The sequence below is a fragment of the Blautia sp. HCP3S3_C12 genome (assembly GCF_052064155.1).
In the GTDB taxonomy this organism is placed as follows: domain Bacteria; phylum Bacillota; class Clostridia; order Lachnospirales; family Lachnospiraceae; genus Blautia_A.
Genome location: NZ_JBQHWC010000006.1, coordinates 18,508 through 34,643, shown reverse-complemented (window position 1 = coordinate 34,643; position 16,136 = coordinate 18,508). Strand labels below are relative to the sequence as shown.

The window sequence follows — 16,136 nt, the reverse complement described above, 5'->3', positions numbered from 1 at the left end:
CTGCTCCTAATTTTTTCTATTCAGAAAGCGAAAATCGTTTTCATCTTTATATTTGAAACATACGCAAAAAACCAAAAATATGCCGCTGCATACCACATAAATATCTGCCACATTAAATACAGGAAAATCAATCAGTGAAAAGTAAATAAAATCGATCACATAACCGCGGAATACTCTGTCGATCAGATTTCCAACAGCACCTGCCGCCAGAACAAGGGCTGTACAGATGAGAGGAAGATAATACCGTGTTTTGGGGATTTTAATATAAATATACAAAAATACACAGAAAAACAGAAGACATAAAGCTATCAGCAGAGGAATCTTTCCCTGAAGCATTCCAAAGGCCATTCCTCTGTTTTCCAGATATTTCAGCTGTAAAACACCTGGGATCAGAATGATATCCGGATTTCCCTTTAACTGTGACAGTGCCAGAAACTTTGTTACCTGATCTATCAGGATAAGAAGCAGAGTCAGGACCATACCTGTCCAGGCAGGAAAAGGGAGATTTGAAGTTCCTTCCCTTTTCATGACAGAATCTCCCGGATGGCGCTTAAAAGTTCCATATCCGTCACGGTTTTGTCAATAAAACTTTTGCCGATTCCATCCATCAGGATAAATTTAATATGTCCGGCTTCCATTTTTTTGTCCTTCTTTGTGGCTGCCAGAATCTCCTCGGCTTTCAGAGAATCTACAGCAAGGGGCAAATGAAAGGCTTCACATCCATTACGGATTTCATTATATTCTTCCTGAGTCAGAAGTCCTCTCTGCATGGAAAGATATGCAGCTGCGACCAGACCGAGCCCTACACACTGACCATGGAGCAGCTGGAAATTCTTTAATTTCTCCACAGCATGTCCAACTGTATGTCCAAGATTCAGAAGAGCTCTCTCACCCTGCTCTTTGGGATCACGTTCTACCACTCCTGCTTTGATCTCACAGCATCTGCGGATCATTTGGGACAGAAGGGTATAATCCAGCTCCTGGATTGTTTTTTGATTTGAACAGATAAATCGGAAAAATTCTCCGTCACAGATAAGACCGGTTTTCAGGATTTCACCCATTCCACAGGCAAATTCTTTTTGGGGAAGTGTATTTAAAGCAGACAGATTCATATAGACAAGACGGGGCTGATGAAAAGCTCCAACCATATTTTTATACTGCTGGAAATCCACACCGGTTTTTCCGCCCACACTGCTGTCAACCTGGGAAAGAAGGGTGGTTGGAACCTGGATAAAATCAATTCCTCTCAGATAGGTGGCTGCACCAAATCCGGTCAGATCACCTACCACACCGCCTCCTAAAGCAACCAGGAGCCCCTTGCGGTCCATTTCATGTTCAATAAGAGAACGGTACAGTTCCTGTACTGTGTCCAGATTCTTATTTTTTTCCCCTGCTTCAAAGACAAAGGAAAATATCTGGGAAGAAACCTCCTGCAGAGAATCCATTACAGACTTCAGATACAAAGGCTCTACGTGACTGTCAGTGACAACACAAATTTTATGTCCGGACAGTCCTTCTTCCCTTACAGCCTGTGCCAGTCCGGAAAAATCTTTTTCAAAATAGATTGGATAATGAAAATCTCCCTCACGTTTTACAAGTAATTTCTGTTCTGCCATTTCAATACCCTCCTGTCATTTAAATATATAAACTTAACTGTATACTGCTCCGTCCTTTTCTGGTTTGATGGGACATGCCATCATAGATAAAACGTCCCTTCCCTCTGACTGAGATAATATCTCCCTCTCTGGGTTCATAACCATTGGAGGTAATCAGCTTTCCATTTACAAAAACCTGTCCCCCTTCAATATAAGACACCATACTGCTTCTGGATGCTTTAAAAGCCAGTGCAATGAGAGAATCCAGACGGACAGAGGCACAGGTGCCATGAATAGTTTCCATTTTAGGTGCAGGAAGTTCCGCCTGCTTATCTACAACAGTGATCAGAATATTGGTATGACGGACACGGCACAGATTTTTAATAAAAAAATCCGTCATTTTTTTATTACAGAAAAACCAGGCAGCCTTTTCCTGAACCAGGATATCCCCAATCATGGCTCTGTCCACGCCCAGATTCAGCAGGGCACCCAGATAATCTCTGTGGGTCAGTTCTTCTGAAAATTTCAGGGATTTTGGTTCAATCTTCAGGCAGTCTATAGGATATTCCCAGGTAAAAGCAAGAGCATCAGGATGAAAAGCCACCATCTGACGCTCCGCATTCGCATAGCCGCCGGAGGATTCCACAATGATCTGCGGAAATTGCTGCCGGAGACTATTAACCATATTCTGTTCATTCAGATTAAGAAAATCCGAAAAAGTCACAATATCTCTCTGGTAAGAAAGATCAGCCAGTTCACGGATCCTCTTTAAAAAGAAGTCATTCTTCTCCATGGGAGATCAATAGCCTGCGCGCACAGAAGGTGCAGCTCCTCCCAGTATATTCTGGAGATCACCGGTGATGTCTACATTATAAGGTCCAAGTACAAAAATGTAGCTGGATACTTTCTGAAGGCTTCCGCCCAGAGAATAACAGGCCCCTGATGTGAAATCAATGATTCTCTGTGCCAGTTCCACATCGATTCCTTCCAGATTTAAAATTACAGTAGAGTTGTCGACCAGTGTATCTGCGATTTCACGGGTATCCTCCATAGAAGACGGTTTGATCACGCACACCTCCATATTTGGTCCCTGGGAAGCTTTACGGCTGCTTCTCATAGGAGTGATCTTGGAAGATGCTGCCGGACGTGTCTGGCGTTCTGCACGTTCCTGTCTGGCCGGAGCTTTCGCTGCAGCGGAAGCTGTTGGCTGTTTAAGGGAAGATGTCTGTTTGGATTCTGATTTCAGTGGCTTCTCATCGAAATCATCAAAGTCTTCGTCCTCAGAGGAATCCTTCTTTTTAGTGAATTTATCAAAGAATTTCTTCTTTGGTTTGTCCTCAAAATCATCATCCAGGAAATCCTCGTCATCCTCTCCTTCTAACAGATCATCGTCCAGAAATCCATCGTCATCATAATCATCATTTAATTTGATGGCATCTAAAAATTTATCTAAAACGCCCATTTTAATCTCCAATCTTCTTTATTCTTCTTTTATTGAGTAATCTCTTTCACCAAAGATACCTGTTCCCACACGCACCATTGTTGATCCTTCCTCAGCAGCGATCTGATAGTCATTGGTCATTCCCATGCTCAGAACACTCATAGTAATATTATTAATGTTTTTTTCCCTGATGTCAACACTTAATTTCCTTAATTTGCGAAAAACTTCTCTGTTTTCCTCGGGATCTGAGACAAAAGGAGCAATCGTCATAAGTCCCATTACCTTCAGGTGGGGGTAAGAAGCAATTTCTTCTATAAAAGGAAGGACTTCAGAGGTTTTCAGGCCAAATTTGCTATCCTCTTCCGCTACATTCACTTCGATGAGTACCGGCATACAGAGATCTTTTTTTGCAGCTTCCTGCTCAATGGTCTGAGCCAGACGCACAGAATCCACGGAATGGATCATTGCAACCTTATCAATAATATATTTTACTTTATTGCGCTGCAGATGACCGATCATGTGCCACTGGATATCTGAGGGCAGTCTGTCATATTTATCCATGATCTCCTGTACCTTATTTTCTCCAAACACACGGGCACCTGCATCATAAGCCTCTTGAAGCATTTCCACAGGCTTTGTTTTACTTACTGCTACAAGGGTTACCTCTTTGGGGTCACGTCCTGCTTTCAGGCAGGCCTGTTCTATATTTTTCTGCACAGTTGCCAAATTATCTGCTAACATTTTACTGCCTCCTCTTATTTTTAAGTTAATGGCTTTAATACAAAATATCTTCTTCTTTTACTTTATCTGCGTTTTTTACGATATGATCATATCTATAGAGACCATAGGTGGTATTTCTGGAAACAATAGCGTATTCCTCATTCTGGTCAAGTACCTCAATACGGCGGAAAACAGCATAGCCTTTATTAATGCAGTACACGCCTTCCAGAGTATCTGTTTCTCCTATGATATAGCGTTCACCTGTTTCCTGATTTACAATGGCATCACCTTCTTTGAAAGCGCTTTTGTCTACATAATAGGTATAGGTGGTTTCCGAGGATTCCTTTGTCTGATCTGTGACCGGATCCTCAATTTTTGCATAAATACTTACATCCTTAAAGACAGAAGCATTTTTTCCTGATTTTGTCTTCTCTTCCATTATAAAACCTGTATTGCCGGTTTTGGGATCAGTAGCTGCCATCTTGTCCGGGATCACATAGAAGTCCTTGGTCACAATGGAGGAAAGGGGAATCTTTAATCCTACCACTGTATTGGTTACAAGCTCAATATCCAGAAAACGGTCAGATGCATAACGGATCAGTCCCTTGCTGAAATCAATCTGTCCGTATTTGCCGCCATCAATGGTAATAATAGAAAAATCACCGGTCTGAGTCATATCATCCTTCAGAAACTTTACACGGATGGCAGACCGATCCTTTAATTTCTCTGCCTGTTTGTCACTTAAGGGGATTAAAAGACTCCAGCGTTCATCAGTAATGATCGTGTAAATATCATCTCCTGACTTAACAGAATCTGAAGTTTTTAAATCTGTTTCATGGTAGGAATTCTGGTCAAAGTCCTCTGCAGTGACAGTATCTACAGTTTTGCCCTCATAATTATCCACAGAGTACAGGATGATCCCGTCAGATTCTGCCTTGTTTATAGATTCATCTCCTACATAGCTGGTGACCTGTTCCGCAGTGTCTGCGGTGTTATCGGATGAATCCTGGTCTGTATCCCTTTCATCAGAGGTCAGAGGTGCTGTAGAAGCTGCGCTTTCTGCATACTGAAGGATATTTCCCTTCAGATCATATTTGAAACTGTAGGTATTGTTAAATTTACTGGAATTAAAGCTTTTGGAAAAGCTCATCATATCATTTCTTATACTGGAAAGCTCATCCTGGGAAAGCTGGGAGGTGGAGGAAGCGGATTTCGTGCTGCTGATTCCGTATACAGCTCCGTTTGCATTGATCTTACTTCCTTCTCTGGCATAATAGGTGATATATCCGGATGAGGAAGCCTTGCAGACAGATTCTTCCCTCACTGCAAGACCGGTATAGGTTTCATTTCTTGATAAGGGGCCGGAGGTTACCTGGTAGGATTCTATATGGGGAGTAGTCAGATACAGAATTCCACTGAAAGCCATATATACAAACAGTACTCCAAACATAATGGTTCCGATATTCAGGCCAAATATTTTGCTGAATCTGGCAAGGATTCCCGGCGCTTTTTTTTGTTTTTTATGATTATCAGGCAAAGGGCTGCCTCCTTTAAAAAATTCATTCCAAAATATTGTAACATCATATCTATATAAAAACAAGAGTAGAACGTATGTTGCTGTTCACACACCACTATCCCGAGACATGCAAGCCAAAATTCCATTGCCGTAGGCAATCAGGAATGAATTTTGGCTACGTTACTGTGAACGAAGAGAACAGTAACGAACGTATTTTCCGAATATCCGTTTGCGTTTAAGTACAGGATGTGTTATAATTATAAATTATAAAAGATTCGGGAGGTACAACCGTTATGGCATATGGCAGAATTACACAGAAACAGCAGGAGATTCTTGATTATATCAAAAATGAAATCCTGAACAGAGGCTTTCCTCCGGCAGTACGTGAAATCTGTGAGGCAGTAGGCCTTAAGTCAACCTCCTCCGTGCATTCACATCTGGAAGCTCTGGAGAAAAACGGATACATCCGCAGAGATGCTACCAAACCCCGTGCTATAGAGATCATTGATGACAATTTCAATCTGGTACGCCGTGAGGTGGTAAATGTACCGATCGTGGGTACTGTGGCTGCCGGACAGCCTCTTCTTGCGGTGGAGAATATTGAGGGATATTTTCCTGTTCCTGCAGAGTTTATGCCAAATGAGCAGAGCTTCATGCTGAAGGTAAAAGGCGAAAGTATGATAAATGCCGGAATATTTGACGGAGACCAGGTTCTCGTCCGCAAGCAGTCTACTGCAGAAAGCGGGGATATTGTGGTGGCACTGATGGAGGACGGAGCTACAGTGAAGACTTTTTACAAGGAAAAAGGCTACTATCGTCTTCAGCCGGAGAATGATACTATGGATCCTATCCTGATCCATGAGGGACTGGAGATTCTGGGCAAGGTGTTTGGAGTGTTCAGACTTTACAAATAAGGTTATTTTATTTATGAAAAAAGGAGATATACAGCCACAGAGTTCTGTGGGCATATCTCCTGCTTTTTATTTCTCCAGAAATTGGCTGATATCCAGTTCCTTTCCATCTCTCCAGATTCTTTCCAGATCGTAGAAAAGACGGTTTTCTTCGTCAAATACATGAACGATCATATCGCCGTAATCCATAAGTACCCAGCTGGAATTGCGGGTTCCCTCAATCTGTTTTGCCTCAAATCCGGCTCTGCCCAGAGTCTCATCTACATTATCTACCATTGCCTGTACCTGATTCTGGTTGGAAGCGCTGGCAATTACAAAATAATCTGCGATCACAGATACTTCATGGATATCAATCACCTTAATATCCTTCCCCTTTTTCTCGTCAAGAGCGCGGCAGGCAAGCTTTGCCATTTCCAGTTCTCTGCTCATCAGTTGATCTCCTTTTCTGTCTGGGAAGCTCTCTTTATATGCAAATCTTTATAATACAAGAAGGCTTCCTTGGTTGTAGTGTCAACATCCTTGGGATTCTCCTCCAGGTAGGCAAGAGAATCCTTCAGGATTTCATACATGCATTCATCCAGATCCTGAAAAGCCAGTTTACGGACAAAGTCCAGATTTGGCGCCTTGTCACGTTTAGGCTCAATATAATCTGCAATATATACAATTTTTTCCAGCAAGGTCATATCCGGTTTTCCTGTGGTATGCCAAGTGATAGAAGAAAGGATCTCCTGGTCAGTCACCCCGTACTTTGCTTTTGCCACATAGGCTCCCAGCTTTGCATGGAGCAGAAAGGGGTGGGTCTGTTCGAATTCAGTTACCGGAATCTTGTGCTGACTGCACATTTTTAATTTCTTTTTATTTGGAATGCATTTTGCGCAATCATGAAGAAGGCCTGCAGTCTGTGCCTGGGTCAGATCACAGCCGTGTACCATAGCCAGTGCTGCGCAGGTGTACATCACTCCCATGGTGTGGGCGTAACGGTCTTCATCCAGATATTTGGCAAGCTTCTTCTCCATTTTTATAAAGTCGTATTCTGCCATTGGAAAATCATCCTTTCTCTTTGACCGGACTGTAAATATGATTTTCTTCAATATAAGAAATCACCTGATCCGCCACATAATATCGAATGCTTTTTTTCTCTTTGATCCAGTCGCGGATAGTTTCGCTGGAGATATCAATATTCATAGTATCCAGTCTCAGAAATGTCCCCTTATATTTAAGGGAAAGACGTTCCATTTCTCTGTCCAGCTCCGCAACTGAGGTATGGTTTCTGACAGCTACTACCAGGATACAGTTCTGACAGATCCTGTCAGGCTTCATCCAGGAGTCAAAGTCATAGAGAGAATCTGCTCCGATAATGAAATAATAATCTGTATCCGGATTCTGCTTTTTCATAATCTCAAGGGTATGATAGGTATAAGTATAACCATTTTCATGCATTTCTGTCAGGGAAAGCTCAAAATGCGGATTCCCACAGATTGCCTTCCTGACCATTTCCACACGCTGATCATCTGTGGCCCTTCCCTGTCGGTTCCTTTTGTGGGGCGGGTTTCCGCTTGGCATAAAAAGAACCTTGTCCAGATGGAGTTGTTCATAGGCTTTTTCCCCAAGGATCAGATGACCCAGATGTATGGGATCAAAGGTGCCGCCCATAATTCCTACTCTTTTTCTGCTGTCAGACATAAAATTCTCCATTTATTATTTCTTTGGCAATACAATTTTCTTTTTGTCGTCTTTTCCTTCACGGTACAGTACGATTTTTCTGCCAATCACCTGTACCACCTGAGAACGGGTACGTTCTGCAAGAGTCTCAGCCATCTGTCTGGAATCTTCCAGGCAATTCTGAAGAACATTGATCTTGATCAGCTCTCTCGCTGCAAGTGCTTCATCTACAGAAGCAGTGTTCTCAGGAGTAAGTCCTCCCTTGCCAAGCTGAAGGATTGGGTCCATAGTCATTGCCAGACCCTTTAAATATGCTCTTTGCTTACTTGTTATCATATTTTAATGTCCTCTGTTTGAAAAACTTATTTATAATAGTCAAAGTCAAATCCGTACATACGGACGGTATCTCCCTCCTGGATGCCTGCCTTTTCAAGTTCATCCAGAATACCGCCTTCCTTAAGAAAACGCTGGAAGAAAGCAAAGCCTTTTTCGGAATCCAGGTTTGTATAACCAAGCATCTTTTCGATCTTTGGTCCTTCTACAATAAAGATGGTAGGATCCTCGGCATCCTGCTCCACTGTATAAGGAAGGTTCTCGGACATAAGCATATCTTCCGGGAAAAATTCCTGTTCAAATACGATAGGTTCCTGCTTACAGTTATCCAGCAGTTCTTTTACATGGAAGAGGAGCTCACGTACACCCTGACCGCTGACAGCGGAAATGGCATATACCTGAATACCCTTTGGTTCAAATTCTTTTTTCAGCTTATCAATGGGGCTTTCTTCCCCATCCTCTGTAAAAATACAGTCGATTTTGTTCGCTGCGATCACCTGGGGTCTGGAAGCAATTTCAGGATTATAGGCTTCCAGCTCTTTATTGATCTTGTAAATATCATCAATAGGATCACGTCCCTCTGTGGAAGCTGCATCTACAATATGGATGATTACCCGGGTACGCTCAATATGGCGCAGGAATTCATGGCCAAGCCCTACACCCTCAGATGCACCCTCGATCAGTCCGGGAATATCTGCGATGACAAAGCCACCGTTTTCTGTATCTACTACACCCAGATTCGGACTCAGGGTGGTGAAATGATAATTGGCAATTTTGGGCTGTGCATTGGTGACTCTGGAAAGAAAGGTGGATTTTCCTACATTTGGAAATCCTACCAGTCCAACATCAGCAATTACCTTCAGTTCCAGAAGAACCTCCAGCTCCTGGGCCGGCTGTCCGGGCTGTGCATACTTTGGAACCTGCATGGTCGCTGTGGCATAGTGCTGGTTTCCTTTGCCGCCTTTGCCGCCCTTTAATACGATCTGCCTTTTATTTTCACCGGACATATCTGCAATTACCTTACCGGATGCAGCGTCCATGATCACAGTTCCTTCCGGAACCTTTAATACCACATCTGCTCCGTCGGCACCGTGGCAGCGCTTTTTGCCGCCTTCTTCACCGTCCTGAGCTTTATATTTTCTTTTGTGTCGGTAGTCGCCAAGGGTGTTCTGGCCTTCATCTACCTCAAATATGACATCTCCGCCACGGCCGCCGTCACCGCCGTCAGGTCCGCCATTGGGAACATATAATTCTCTGCGGAAACTTACATGGCCGTCGCCGCCTTTACCGGAGCGGATAAAAATTTTCGCTCTGTCTGCAAACATTTGACACACCTCATCTTTTAAATTTAAAGAAAGGCTTCAAACCCTGACAGATTTGAAGCCTCTCGCCTAACCAGATTATTCTGCTTCTACTGGAACGATAGAAACCTGTTTCTTATCGCGTCCTTTTCTGGTAAATCTTACAACGCCGTCTTTGAGTGCGAATAAAGTATAATCTTTACCGCATCCTACGTTTTCACCAGCATGGATCTTAGTTCCGCGCTGTCTGTAAAGAATATTTCCAGCTTTTACAAACTGTCCGTCTGCTCTCTTCGCACCTAATCTCTTAGATTCGGAGTCACGACCGTTCTTTGTAGAACCAACTCCCTTTTTATGTGCGAATAACTGAAGGTTCATTTTCATCATGTTGTTACACCTCCTTGACTTTTACTGTCAAATATCGATTGTTATAACTATGCTCAATTTCTGTTAATCCGAGGATAAGGGAATCCATGAGAAGTTTACCCTTCTCCGTAATCGGAGCTGTAAATCGGATAGAAACATAACCATCATCCTCTTTGGCTTCAAACTTATCGTCTGTAAAAGCCTCCAGAGAATTCACTGTGTTGATGATCAGCACAGATACAGCGGCACAGACAATATCCTGTCCTTCCTCTGCATATCCTGCATGTCCCTTTGATATCAGTTCCAGATAAGTACCTTTTCTCTTCTTAACTGTAATTGTAATCATAATGACACCAGATTAACCGTTAATCTTTTCGATTTTTACTTTAGTGTACTGCTGTCTGTGACCGTTTTTCTTGTGATATCCAGTTTTTCTCTTGTACTTGTAAACGATAACTTTCTTTGCTTTACCATTCTCAACTACAGTAGCGGTAACACTGGCACCTTTAACATCCTCACCTGCTTTGAATCCGTCATTGCTTACTGCAATAACATTATCAAAAGTAACGGTTTCACCAGCTTCAACACCGAGTTTCTCAACTCTGATTACGTCGCCTTCAGCAACTTTGTACTGTTTACCACCTGTTGCAATAATTGCGTACATCTGTGGCACCTCCTATAATCTTTACTCGCCAGATATGGTGGCCTTATGGCACTTAAACCTCTCTGTGCGGCATCTCGTTAATAATATCGAACAAAAAATGATTTGTCAATATGTTTTTTCCTTTTTTTTAATATTTCTTTTTTAATATTTTTTGCAAAAATAGATTTACATAATCATATTATTGCAAACCAGAAACAAAGACTTCTGCTTATCGTAATTCCCTGAGCTCTTCTATTACAGGTTTGCGCACCTTTTTTCTGGTCATTTCCAGAATATGCAGAGGTGTGATATCCACAGCCTTTGCTTTTACAGGATCCCGCCGCAGATGCTTCTGCAGAACATGGAACAGTTCATCCTGATGATCCGGATTTTCCATATTAATAAAATCAATCAGTATAAGGCCGGACAGATTGCGAAGCTGCAGCTGTCTGGCAATTTCTCCTGCTGCCTCCAGATTGATCTTACGGTAAGTCTCCTGCATTTTCTTTCTGCCAGTGAATTTTCCGCTGTTTACATCAATAGATACAAAAGCCTCAGTCTGTTGTATTACCAGGAATCCCCCGCTTTTCAGCCAGACCTTTTCGTGTCTGATCTCTTCCAAAGCAGTCTCCAGACGATGAAGCTTATATAAAGGAAGCAGTTTATCCTCATAAAGACGGATTTTGGTTGTTTCTTCCGGGCTGTTTTCCTTCAGATAACCGGAAATTTCCTGAAAAATCTCCGGTACATCTGTCAGAATCTCTTCCAGGCTTCGGCTGTTAATGTCCCTGACTGCAGAAATATAAATGGGTTCTGTTTTATAAATACAGCTAAAGCAGGTACGGGATTTTCCGGCTACAGCTACTTTTCGGTACAGTGATTTAAGATATTCCAGCTCCCGCAGAAGCTCTTCCTTGGATGCATCTGCTGCATTGGTACGCACAATAAGACCATATTCCTTATCCGGACGGTGAATCTCTTCTTCCATCCATTTGCTGAGTCTGCTTCGGTCATCATTGGAAAGCTTATTGGAAAGTCCAAATTTCTTATCTCCTGTGGTGAGAACCAGATATTTTCCTGTAAAATTCAGATTGGTAGTCACAGCAGGAAGCTTTCCCTTCATAGCTTCTCTGTTGATCTGAACCAGAATTTCATCTCCCGGTTTTATAGGCCTGTTTTCCTTTTTGACAGAGGCATAGATGGCATCCTGAACATCAGACAGCTGCAGATAACAGCGTTCCCCTGCAGAAATCTGAACAAAAGCAGCTCCGATGTTGGCCGCAATATTTTCTACCTGTCCTACATAAATGTTTCCCAGGGCAGATTTATGATCTATGGGTTCAAAGCGAAGCTCCATGATCCTGCCATCCTCTTCCCGGGCACATACATAACAGGGAACCTGGCAGATTTTCATTTTCGTAATAATAAGCTTATTCAACTTCTTCTCCTAATGATTCCAGAGTAACGAATTTGTGGTTATCCTCTGTACCCTTATCTGCATATACTTCCAGACGTTTAATAGTGTAGGCAAAGTCCGGAAGCTCTGCACCGAGCCATGCGAAAAAGGTATCAGTTACAAGTTCCGGCTTTGTATAATTGGCACTTGCAGAAGCAAGCATCATAAAGATCTTGTCTCCCTGAAGTTCCATTTTATAAATAAAGGGACGGATATCTATTTCCTTTTCACTGCGTTTGGTTTTTTTCATAACCTTGATCTCCGGCTGTACCAGGAAATCATTAATCTTATCCTTCCAGGAAATCTCCGGTTCTTTGCCCGGACGGAATTCTACATAATAATCGGCAGCAGCTACCAGAGACATGGCCTTACCTGCTTTGCCATCTTCTACCTGACGGGTACTGATCACACGGACACCTTCCACCATCACGGCATCCAGACGTCTGGTAATCTCTGAAGTAGGAACAGTTTCTGCCAGCTCCAGATCGAAGTACTCTCCCAGACTCTCAGTACCAACACCCAGAGGTGCTGCAAAGGACATGATCATGTGAGGACTGAAACCTCCGGAAAAAGCAACAGGAAGATTCGCCCTGCGGATGGCTTTCTGGAAATAACGCATGGTATCCAGATGTCCCACAAATTTAACAGGACCCTCTTTGCTGAATTTAATTCTTACCTTCATAACATACACCTCCGCCATAACGCATAGCACCACAGCCGGAACATTTCTGACGGCAGTTTGGTGTTACAGTTTCTTTCTTTGCCTGTTCCCATTCATGGATCAGGAATTTTTTGGTCACTCCCGCATCAATGAAATCCCATGGAAGGATCTCCTCTGTAGAACGTTCCCGGAGTGTATAGAAATCAATGTCTGTATTGGTTTCTGCAAAAGCTTCTTTCCATATATGATAATCAAAGCTTTCTGACCAGGCATCATAGATTGCGCCCTTCTCATAAGCTTTCAGGATCACCTGTGCACAGCGGCGGTCACCTCTTGCAAGGAAGCCCTCCAGGATCGTAACATCCGGCTCATGCCAGCTGTAGCGGATACTTCTCTGGTTTACCTGTGCGCGGATCTCGTTTTTTACGACCTTTGCTTTCTCTACGAAATCTTCCTCTCTGTACATGCCTGCCCACTGGAATGGAGTGAATGGCTTTGGTACAAAAAATGAAGTACTTACATTTACCTGTACCTTACCTTTCCTCTGTTCTTTTGGAACTTCCTCATAATAGGTTTCAGCGATCTTTTGGGCAAGATGGGCGATTCCCTTCATATCTTCCTCTGTTTCTGTAGGAAGGCCAAGCATAAAATAAAGCTTTACCTGGTTCCATCCGCCCTTAAATGCTTCTCCTGCACCGTGAAGAATCACTTCCTCTGTCAGACCTTTGTTGATAACATTACGCAGACGCTGGGAGCCTGCTTCCGGTGCGAAGGTAAGGCTGCTCTTCTTTACATCCTGTACCTTGCTCATAACATCCAGGGCAAAAGCATCGATACGCAGGGATGGCAGAGAGATATTGACAGCATTGCCATGAAATTCTTCGATCAGGAAGTTTACCAGTTCCTTCAGCTCAGAGTAATCACTGGAGCTTAGAGAACTTAAGGAAATCTCCTCATGTCCTGTATTCTGAAGCATTTCTCTGGCACTTGCCTTTAAATCCTCTACATTACGCTCTCTGGTAGGGCGATAAATCATACCTGCCTGGCAGAAACGGCAACCGCGGATACAGCCACGCTGAATCTCCAGGGTAACACGGTCCTGGGTTGCTTTGATAAAAGGTACAACAGGAGCTTTGATTGCGCGGTAATCCTTAGTGACATCGGTGATCAGCTGCTTACAGACTTTTTCCGGTACCCCTTCTTTTTCCGGTGCAAAGGAGGCAATAGTGCCGTCTTCTTTGTAGGTTACATTGTATAAAGAGGGAACATAGATTCCGGGAATCTGGGAAGCTGCAAACAGGAAGTCTGCTCTGGAGCCGCCTGCTGCCTTGTTTGCCTTATAGGCATCAAACAGAGCATCATAGACAGTCTCACCCTCACCAATATAAAACATATCAAAAAATTCTGCGATGGGTTCCGGATTATATGCACAGGCACCGCCGCCGATGACGATAGGGTCATCTTCCTTACGATCCTTTGCCAGAAGTGAAACATGGCTCAGGTCAAGTACCTGAAGCACATTGGTATAGCACATCTCATATCCAAGGGTAATACCAAGGAAATCAAACTCCTTTACAGGCTCCTGGGATTCCAAGGCAAAGAGAGGAATATGTTCCTCACGCATAATCTTATCCAGATCCATCCACGGAGAAAAGACACGCTCACACCAGACATCTTCACGTTCATTGAACATGTTGTAGAGGATCATCATGCCCAGATTAGACATACCGATCTCATAAACATCCGGGAAGCACATGGCAAAGCGGATATCTACGTCATTCTTATCTTTCATTACAGAGTTGACTTCACCGCCGATGTAACGGGCAGCTTTGTCAACCTTCATTAAAATTTCATCACTTAATGCTAATTTTCTCATTGCGTTCCTTTCGAAATAAAGTACATATCCAAAAAAACAGGAATACCAGGTGTCTGGATATGCAAGATCAGACTTAGACACCATAGTATTCCTATTATATACACATTCAAGAGAAAAGTTCAAGAAGATTCTGATTACCGTTATCCCTTTCATATACGTAATCATCGGAAGCCGGCAATTAGATGATAACTCCCTTCTACAGAAGAATCTCATGAAAATCCATCGGATCGAAAGTAAAAGGTAATTCTCTGCTGACGGAAAAAATATGACTGTCAAACTCTGCTGTTTTGAAAAAGCATCCTTTTTCCACAGATTTTCCCAGGATAAATCCTTCTCCTTGGGGAACAACCTCAAAGGAATCCAGGGAAAGGCTCATTCCCCGTCCTGTCATCTTCATATAGCTTTCCTTTAAAGTCCAGAGGGTAAAAAAAGCCCTGCTTTTATCAGCTGCAGATCTTATATATTCAAGCTCCGACAAATAGAAGTAGCGCTCTGCAACCTCAAGAGGAGCATTCCCATTCTTCTCAATATCGCATCCGACCTCACAGTCTGAGGCCACTCCCACAACATAATCTCCTCCATGGGAAATATTAAAAAAAACATTATCCGCAACAGGCTTTCCATTTTCTGAATACTTCAGACAATCTTCACAAAGACCGTTCTCGTTGAGTATCTTTCGGATAATGATCCCTGCACCCAGACTTCTCTTTCTGTCATCAGGCATCAGATACCGGAGGACTTTTTGCCTGCGGCTGTCGTCTACCAGCTGCAGGAGCCTTTTATCCTCCAGAGGATCTTTAAAATGATTAATATTGATTCTGTATAATTTTAGCATATCAGTGATCTGTAAATTCCATCCTGAGATTGTTTTTTCCGTCAGTATTGCTGTAGCTGATGGCAGAACACAGCTCCTTTACAAGCATGATCCCCATCCCGCCTTCATCGAAATCATTAAAATCTTTTTCCGGCCTGCTTTCAAGGGGATTAAAAAGCCTTCCGTTATCTGTGAAAATAACAGTTATCTTATCTGCATTTCTGCTGCAGAAAAACCGGGCATGATCTGCGCCGGAATAGCTGACAATATTCACAAAGATCTCCTCGCAGGCAAGATAAATTTTCTTATTGATTTCCTGGTTACTTTTGCAGGCTATCTGAAAAATACATTCTTTTATTTTTTTAAGTTCCGCTAAATTACAGGATAGTTGCAGATATTGTTCCTGTTGTGTGGCAGCAGGTATCCCCATAGGCCCTCCTATCCGGTTACCGTTTTTGGGTAACCCATTTTTCATTACAGACTGCAGAAAATCTGCAGCCTGTAACAGGTTTTGCGGTTACTTTTTCTGAATATCGATCTTGCTGTCAAATCCGGTAAGGCTGAACACATCATAAACTTCATCAGAAACATTGATGATCTTAAATCCATCCTTTTGGGCCATTTTTTTGTAAGCTACGATCACCTGACGTAAGCCTGCAGATGAAATATACTCCAGCTTTGCAAAATCAAAGACCAGACTTGTAATGCTGTCATCAAGTCCGGACAGTGCTTCTCCTAACTGAGGAGCTGTCTGGGTGTCAAGCCATCCGCTGATTTCCATAGTTGCTTTGTTACCTTCTGTTTTTGTAATAATTTCCATTGTAATTATCTCCTTTTTGTA

21 protein-coding genes are annotated in these 16,136 nt (G+C 42.8%); 1 reads left to right on the top strand and 20 read right to left on the bottom strand.

Annotation, left to right across the window (positions count from 1 at the left end):
• Window positions 1-6 precede the first annotated feature (6 nt).
• From lspA to ACTNDS_RS07235, 6 genes are read right to left on the bottom strand one after another with little or no spacing between them, the layout of a single operon-like run.
• Window positions 7-528: a signal peptidase II gene (gene lspA, locus ACTNDS_RS07260; RefSeq protein ID WP_441034710.1), complete on the bottom strand. Its 522-nt coding sequence runs from the start codon at window positions 526-528 to the stop codon at window positions 7-9.
• Complete coding sequence (aroB, locus tag ACTNDS_RS07255) at window positions 525-1,616, bottom strand: 3-dehydroquinate synthase (RefSeq protein ID WP_441034708.1); 1,092 nt, start codon at window positions 1,614-1,616, stop codon at window positions 525-527. Before aroB ends, lspA begins: the two co-directional genes overlap by 4 nt.
• Window positions 1,617-1,635: 19 nt before the next feature.
• Window positions 1,636-2,388 carry an RNA-binding protein gene (locus tag ACTNDS_RS07250; RefSeq protein WP_441034706.1) on the bottom strand — a complete coding sequence of 251 codons (753 nt, stop codon included), beginning with the start codon at window positions 2,386-2,388 and terminating at the stop codon, window positions 1,636-1,638.
• A 6-nt stretch (window positions 2,389-2,394) separates the two neighbouring features.
• Window positions 2,395-3,057 (bottom strand): cell division protein SepF, encoded by a 663-nt coding sequence (locus ACTNDS_RS07245; RefSeq protein ID WP_186993886.1) that lies wholly within the window; start codon window positions 3,055-3,057, stop codon window positions 2,395-2,397.
• An 18-nt stretch (window positions 3,058-3,075) separates the two neighbouring features.
• Entirely contained in the window at window positions 3,076-3,777 is a 702-nt protein-coding gene (locus ACTNDS_RS07240; protein WP_441034704.1) for a YggS family pyridoxal phosphate-dependent enzyme, read from the bottom strand.
• 34 nt (window positions 3,778-3,811) lie between these two features.
• Complete coding sequence (locus tag ACTNDS_RS07235) at window positions 3,812-5,293, bottom strand: HlyD family efflux transporter periplasmic adaptor subunit (RefSeq protein WP_441034702.1); 1,482 nt, start codon at window positions 5,291-5,293, stop codon at window positions 3,812-3,814.
• A 272-nt stretch (window positions 5,294-5,565) separates the two neighbouring features.
• Between ACTNDS_RS07235 and lexA the strand changes: the two genes are divergently transcribed.
• The gene (gene lexA, locus ACTNDS_RS07230) at window positions 5,566-6,186 is read left to right on the top strand and encodes a transcriptional repressor LexA (protein ID WP_019161694.1); all 621 of its coding nucleotides are present in this window, start codon (window positions 5,566-5,568) and stop codon (window positions 6,184-6,186) included.
• 66 nt (window positions 6,187-6,252) lie between these two features.
• On the opposite strand, the gene rsfS is transcribed toward lexA, so the two are convergent.
• The 14 genes from rsfS to ACTNDS_RS07160 form a co-directional block, all read right to left on the bottom strand.
• Window positions 6,253-6,612, bottom strand: a complete 360-nt coding sequence (gene rsfS, locus ACTNDS_RS07225) for a ribosome silencing factor (protein ID WP_173743934.1) — start codon at window positions 6,610-6,612, stop codon at window positions 6,253-6,255.
• Window positions 6,612-7,223, bottom strand: coding sequence for a bis(5'-nucleosyl)-tetraphosphatase (symmetrical) YqeK (yqeK, locus tag ACTNDS_RS07220; RefSeq protein ID WP_173743933.1), 612 nt, complete (start codon window positions 7,221-7,223; stop codon window positions 6,612-6,614). Before yqeK ends, rsfS begins: the two co-directional genes overlap by 1 nt.
• 7 nt (window positions 7,224-7,230) lie before the next feature.
• A complete protein-coding gene (gene nadD / locus ACTNDS_RS07215) occupies window positions 7,231-7,866 on the bottom strand; it encodes a nicotinate-nucleotide adenylyltransferase (protein ID WP_441034699.1) in 636 nt (211 codons plus the stop codon).
• 15 nt (window positions 7,867-7,881) lie between these two features.
• On the bottom strand, window positions 7,882-8,178 hold the full coding sequence (yhbY, locus tag ACTNDS_RS07210; RefSeq protein ID WP_026076968.1) for a ribosome assembly RNA-binding protein YhbY: 297 nt from the start codon (window positions 8,176-8,178) through the stop codon (window positions 7,882-7,884).
• A gap of 29 nt (window positions 8,179-8,207) precedes the next feature.
• Window positions 8,208-9,503 (bottom strand): GTPase ObgE, encoded by a 1,296-nt coding sequence (obgE, locus tag ACTNDS_RS07205; RefSeq protein ID WP_441034697.1) that lies wholly within the window; start codon window positions 9,501-9,503, stop codon window positions 8,208-8,210.
• A 75-nt stretch (window positions 9,504-9,578) separates the two neighbouring features.
• Window positions 9,579-9,866 (bottom strand): 50S ribosomal protein L27, encoded by a 288-nt coding sequence (gene rpmA / locus ACTNDS_RS07200; RefSeq protein WP_008703124.1) that lies wholly within the window; start codon window positions 9,864-9,866, stop codon window positions 9,579-9,581.
• A 4-nt stretch (window positions 9,867-9,870) separates the two neighbouring features.
• Window positions 9,871-10,191: a ribosomal-processing cysteine protease Prp gene (locus ACTNDS_RS07195; RefSeq protein ID WP_441034694.1), complete on the bottom strand. Its 321-nt coding sequence runs from the start codon at window positions 10,189-10,191 to the stop codon at window positions 9,871-9,873.
• A 12-nt stretch (window positions 10,192-10,203) separates the two neighbouring features.
• Window positions 10,204-10,509, bottom strand: a complete 306-nt coding sequence (gene rplU / locus ACTNDS_RS07190) for a 50S ribosomal protein L21 (RefSeq protein WP_019161701.1) — start codon at window positions 10,507-10,509, stop codon at window positions 10,204-10,206.
• A gap of 208 nt (window positions 10,510-10,717) precedes the next feature.
• A complete protein-coding gene (locus tag ACTNDS_RS07185; RefSeq protein ID WP_441034692.1) occupies window positions 10,718-11,926 on the bottom strand; it encodes a ribonuclease E/G in 1,209 nt (402 codons plus the stop codon).
• Window positions 11,919-12,626 carry a TIGR03936 family radical SAM-associated protein gene (locus tag ACTNDS_RS07180; protein ID WP_441034690.1) on the bottom strand — a complete coding sequence of 236 codons (708 nt, stop codon included), beginning with the start codon at window positions 12,624-12,626 and terminating at the stop codon, window positions 11,919-11,921. Before ACTNDS_RS07180 ends, ACTNDS_RS07185 begins: the two co-directional genes overlap by 8 nt.
• Window positions 12,610-14,481, bottom strand: a complete 1,872-nt coding sequence (locus tag ACTNDS_RS07175) for a TIGR03960 family B12-binding radical SAM protein (protein WP_441034689.1) — start codon at window positions 14,479-14,481, stop codon at window positions 12,610-12,612. The genes ACTNDS_RS07180 and ACTNDS_RS07175 overlap by 17 nt, the downstream gene beginning before the upstream one ends.
• A 196-nt stretch (window positions 14,482-14,677) precedes the next feature.
• The gene (locus tag ACTNDS_RS07170) at window positions 14,678-15,316 is read right to left on the bottom strand and encodes a 4'-phosphopantetheinyl transferase family protein (RefSeq protein WP_441034687.1); all 639 of its coding nucleotides are present in this window, start codon (window positions 15,314-15,316) and stop codon (window positions 14,678-14,680) included.
• A 1-nt stretch (window position 15,317) separates the two neighbouring features.
• Window positions 15,318-15,725: an ATP-binding protein gene (locus ACTNDS_RS07165; protein ID WP_441034685.1), complete on the bottom strand. Its 408-nt coding sequence runs from the start codon at window positions 15,723-15,725 to the stop codon at window positions 15,318-15,320.
• A gap of 87 nt (window positions 15,726-15,812) precedes the next feature.
• Window positions 15,813-16,115, bottom strand: coding sequence for an STAS domain-containing protein (locus ACTNDS_RS07160; protein ID WP_173743927.1), 303 nt, complete (start codon window positions 16,113-16,115; stop codon window positions 15,813-15,815).
• Window positions 16,116-16,136: the final 21 nt, after the last annotated feature.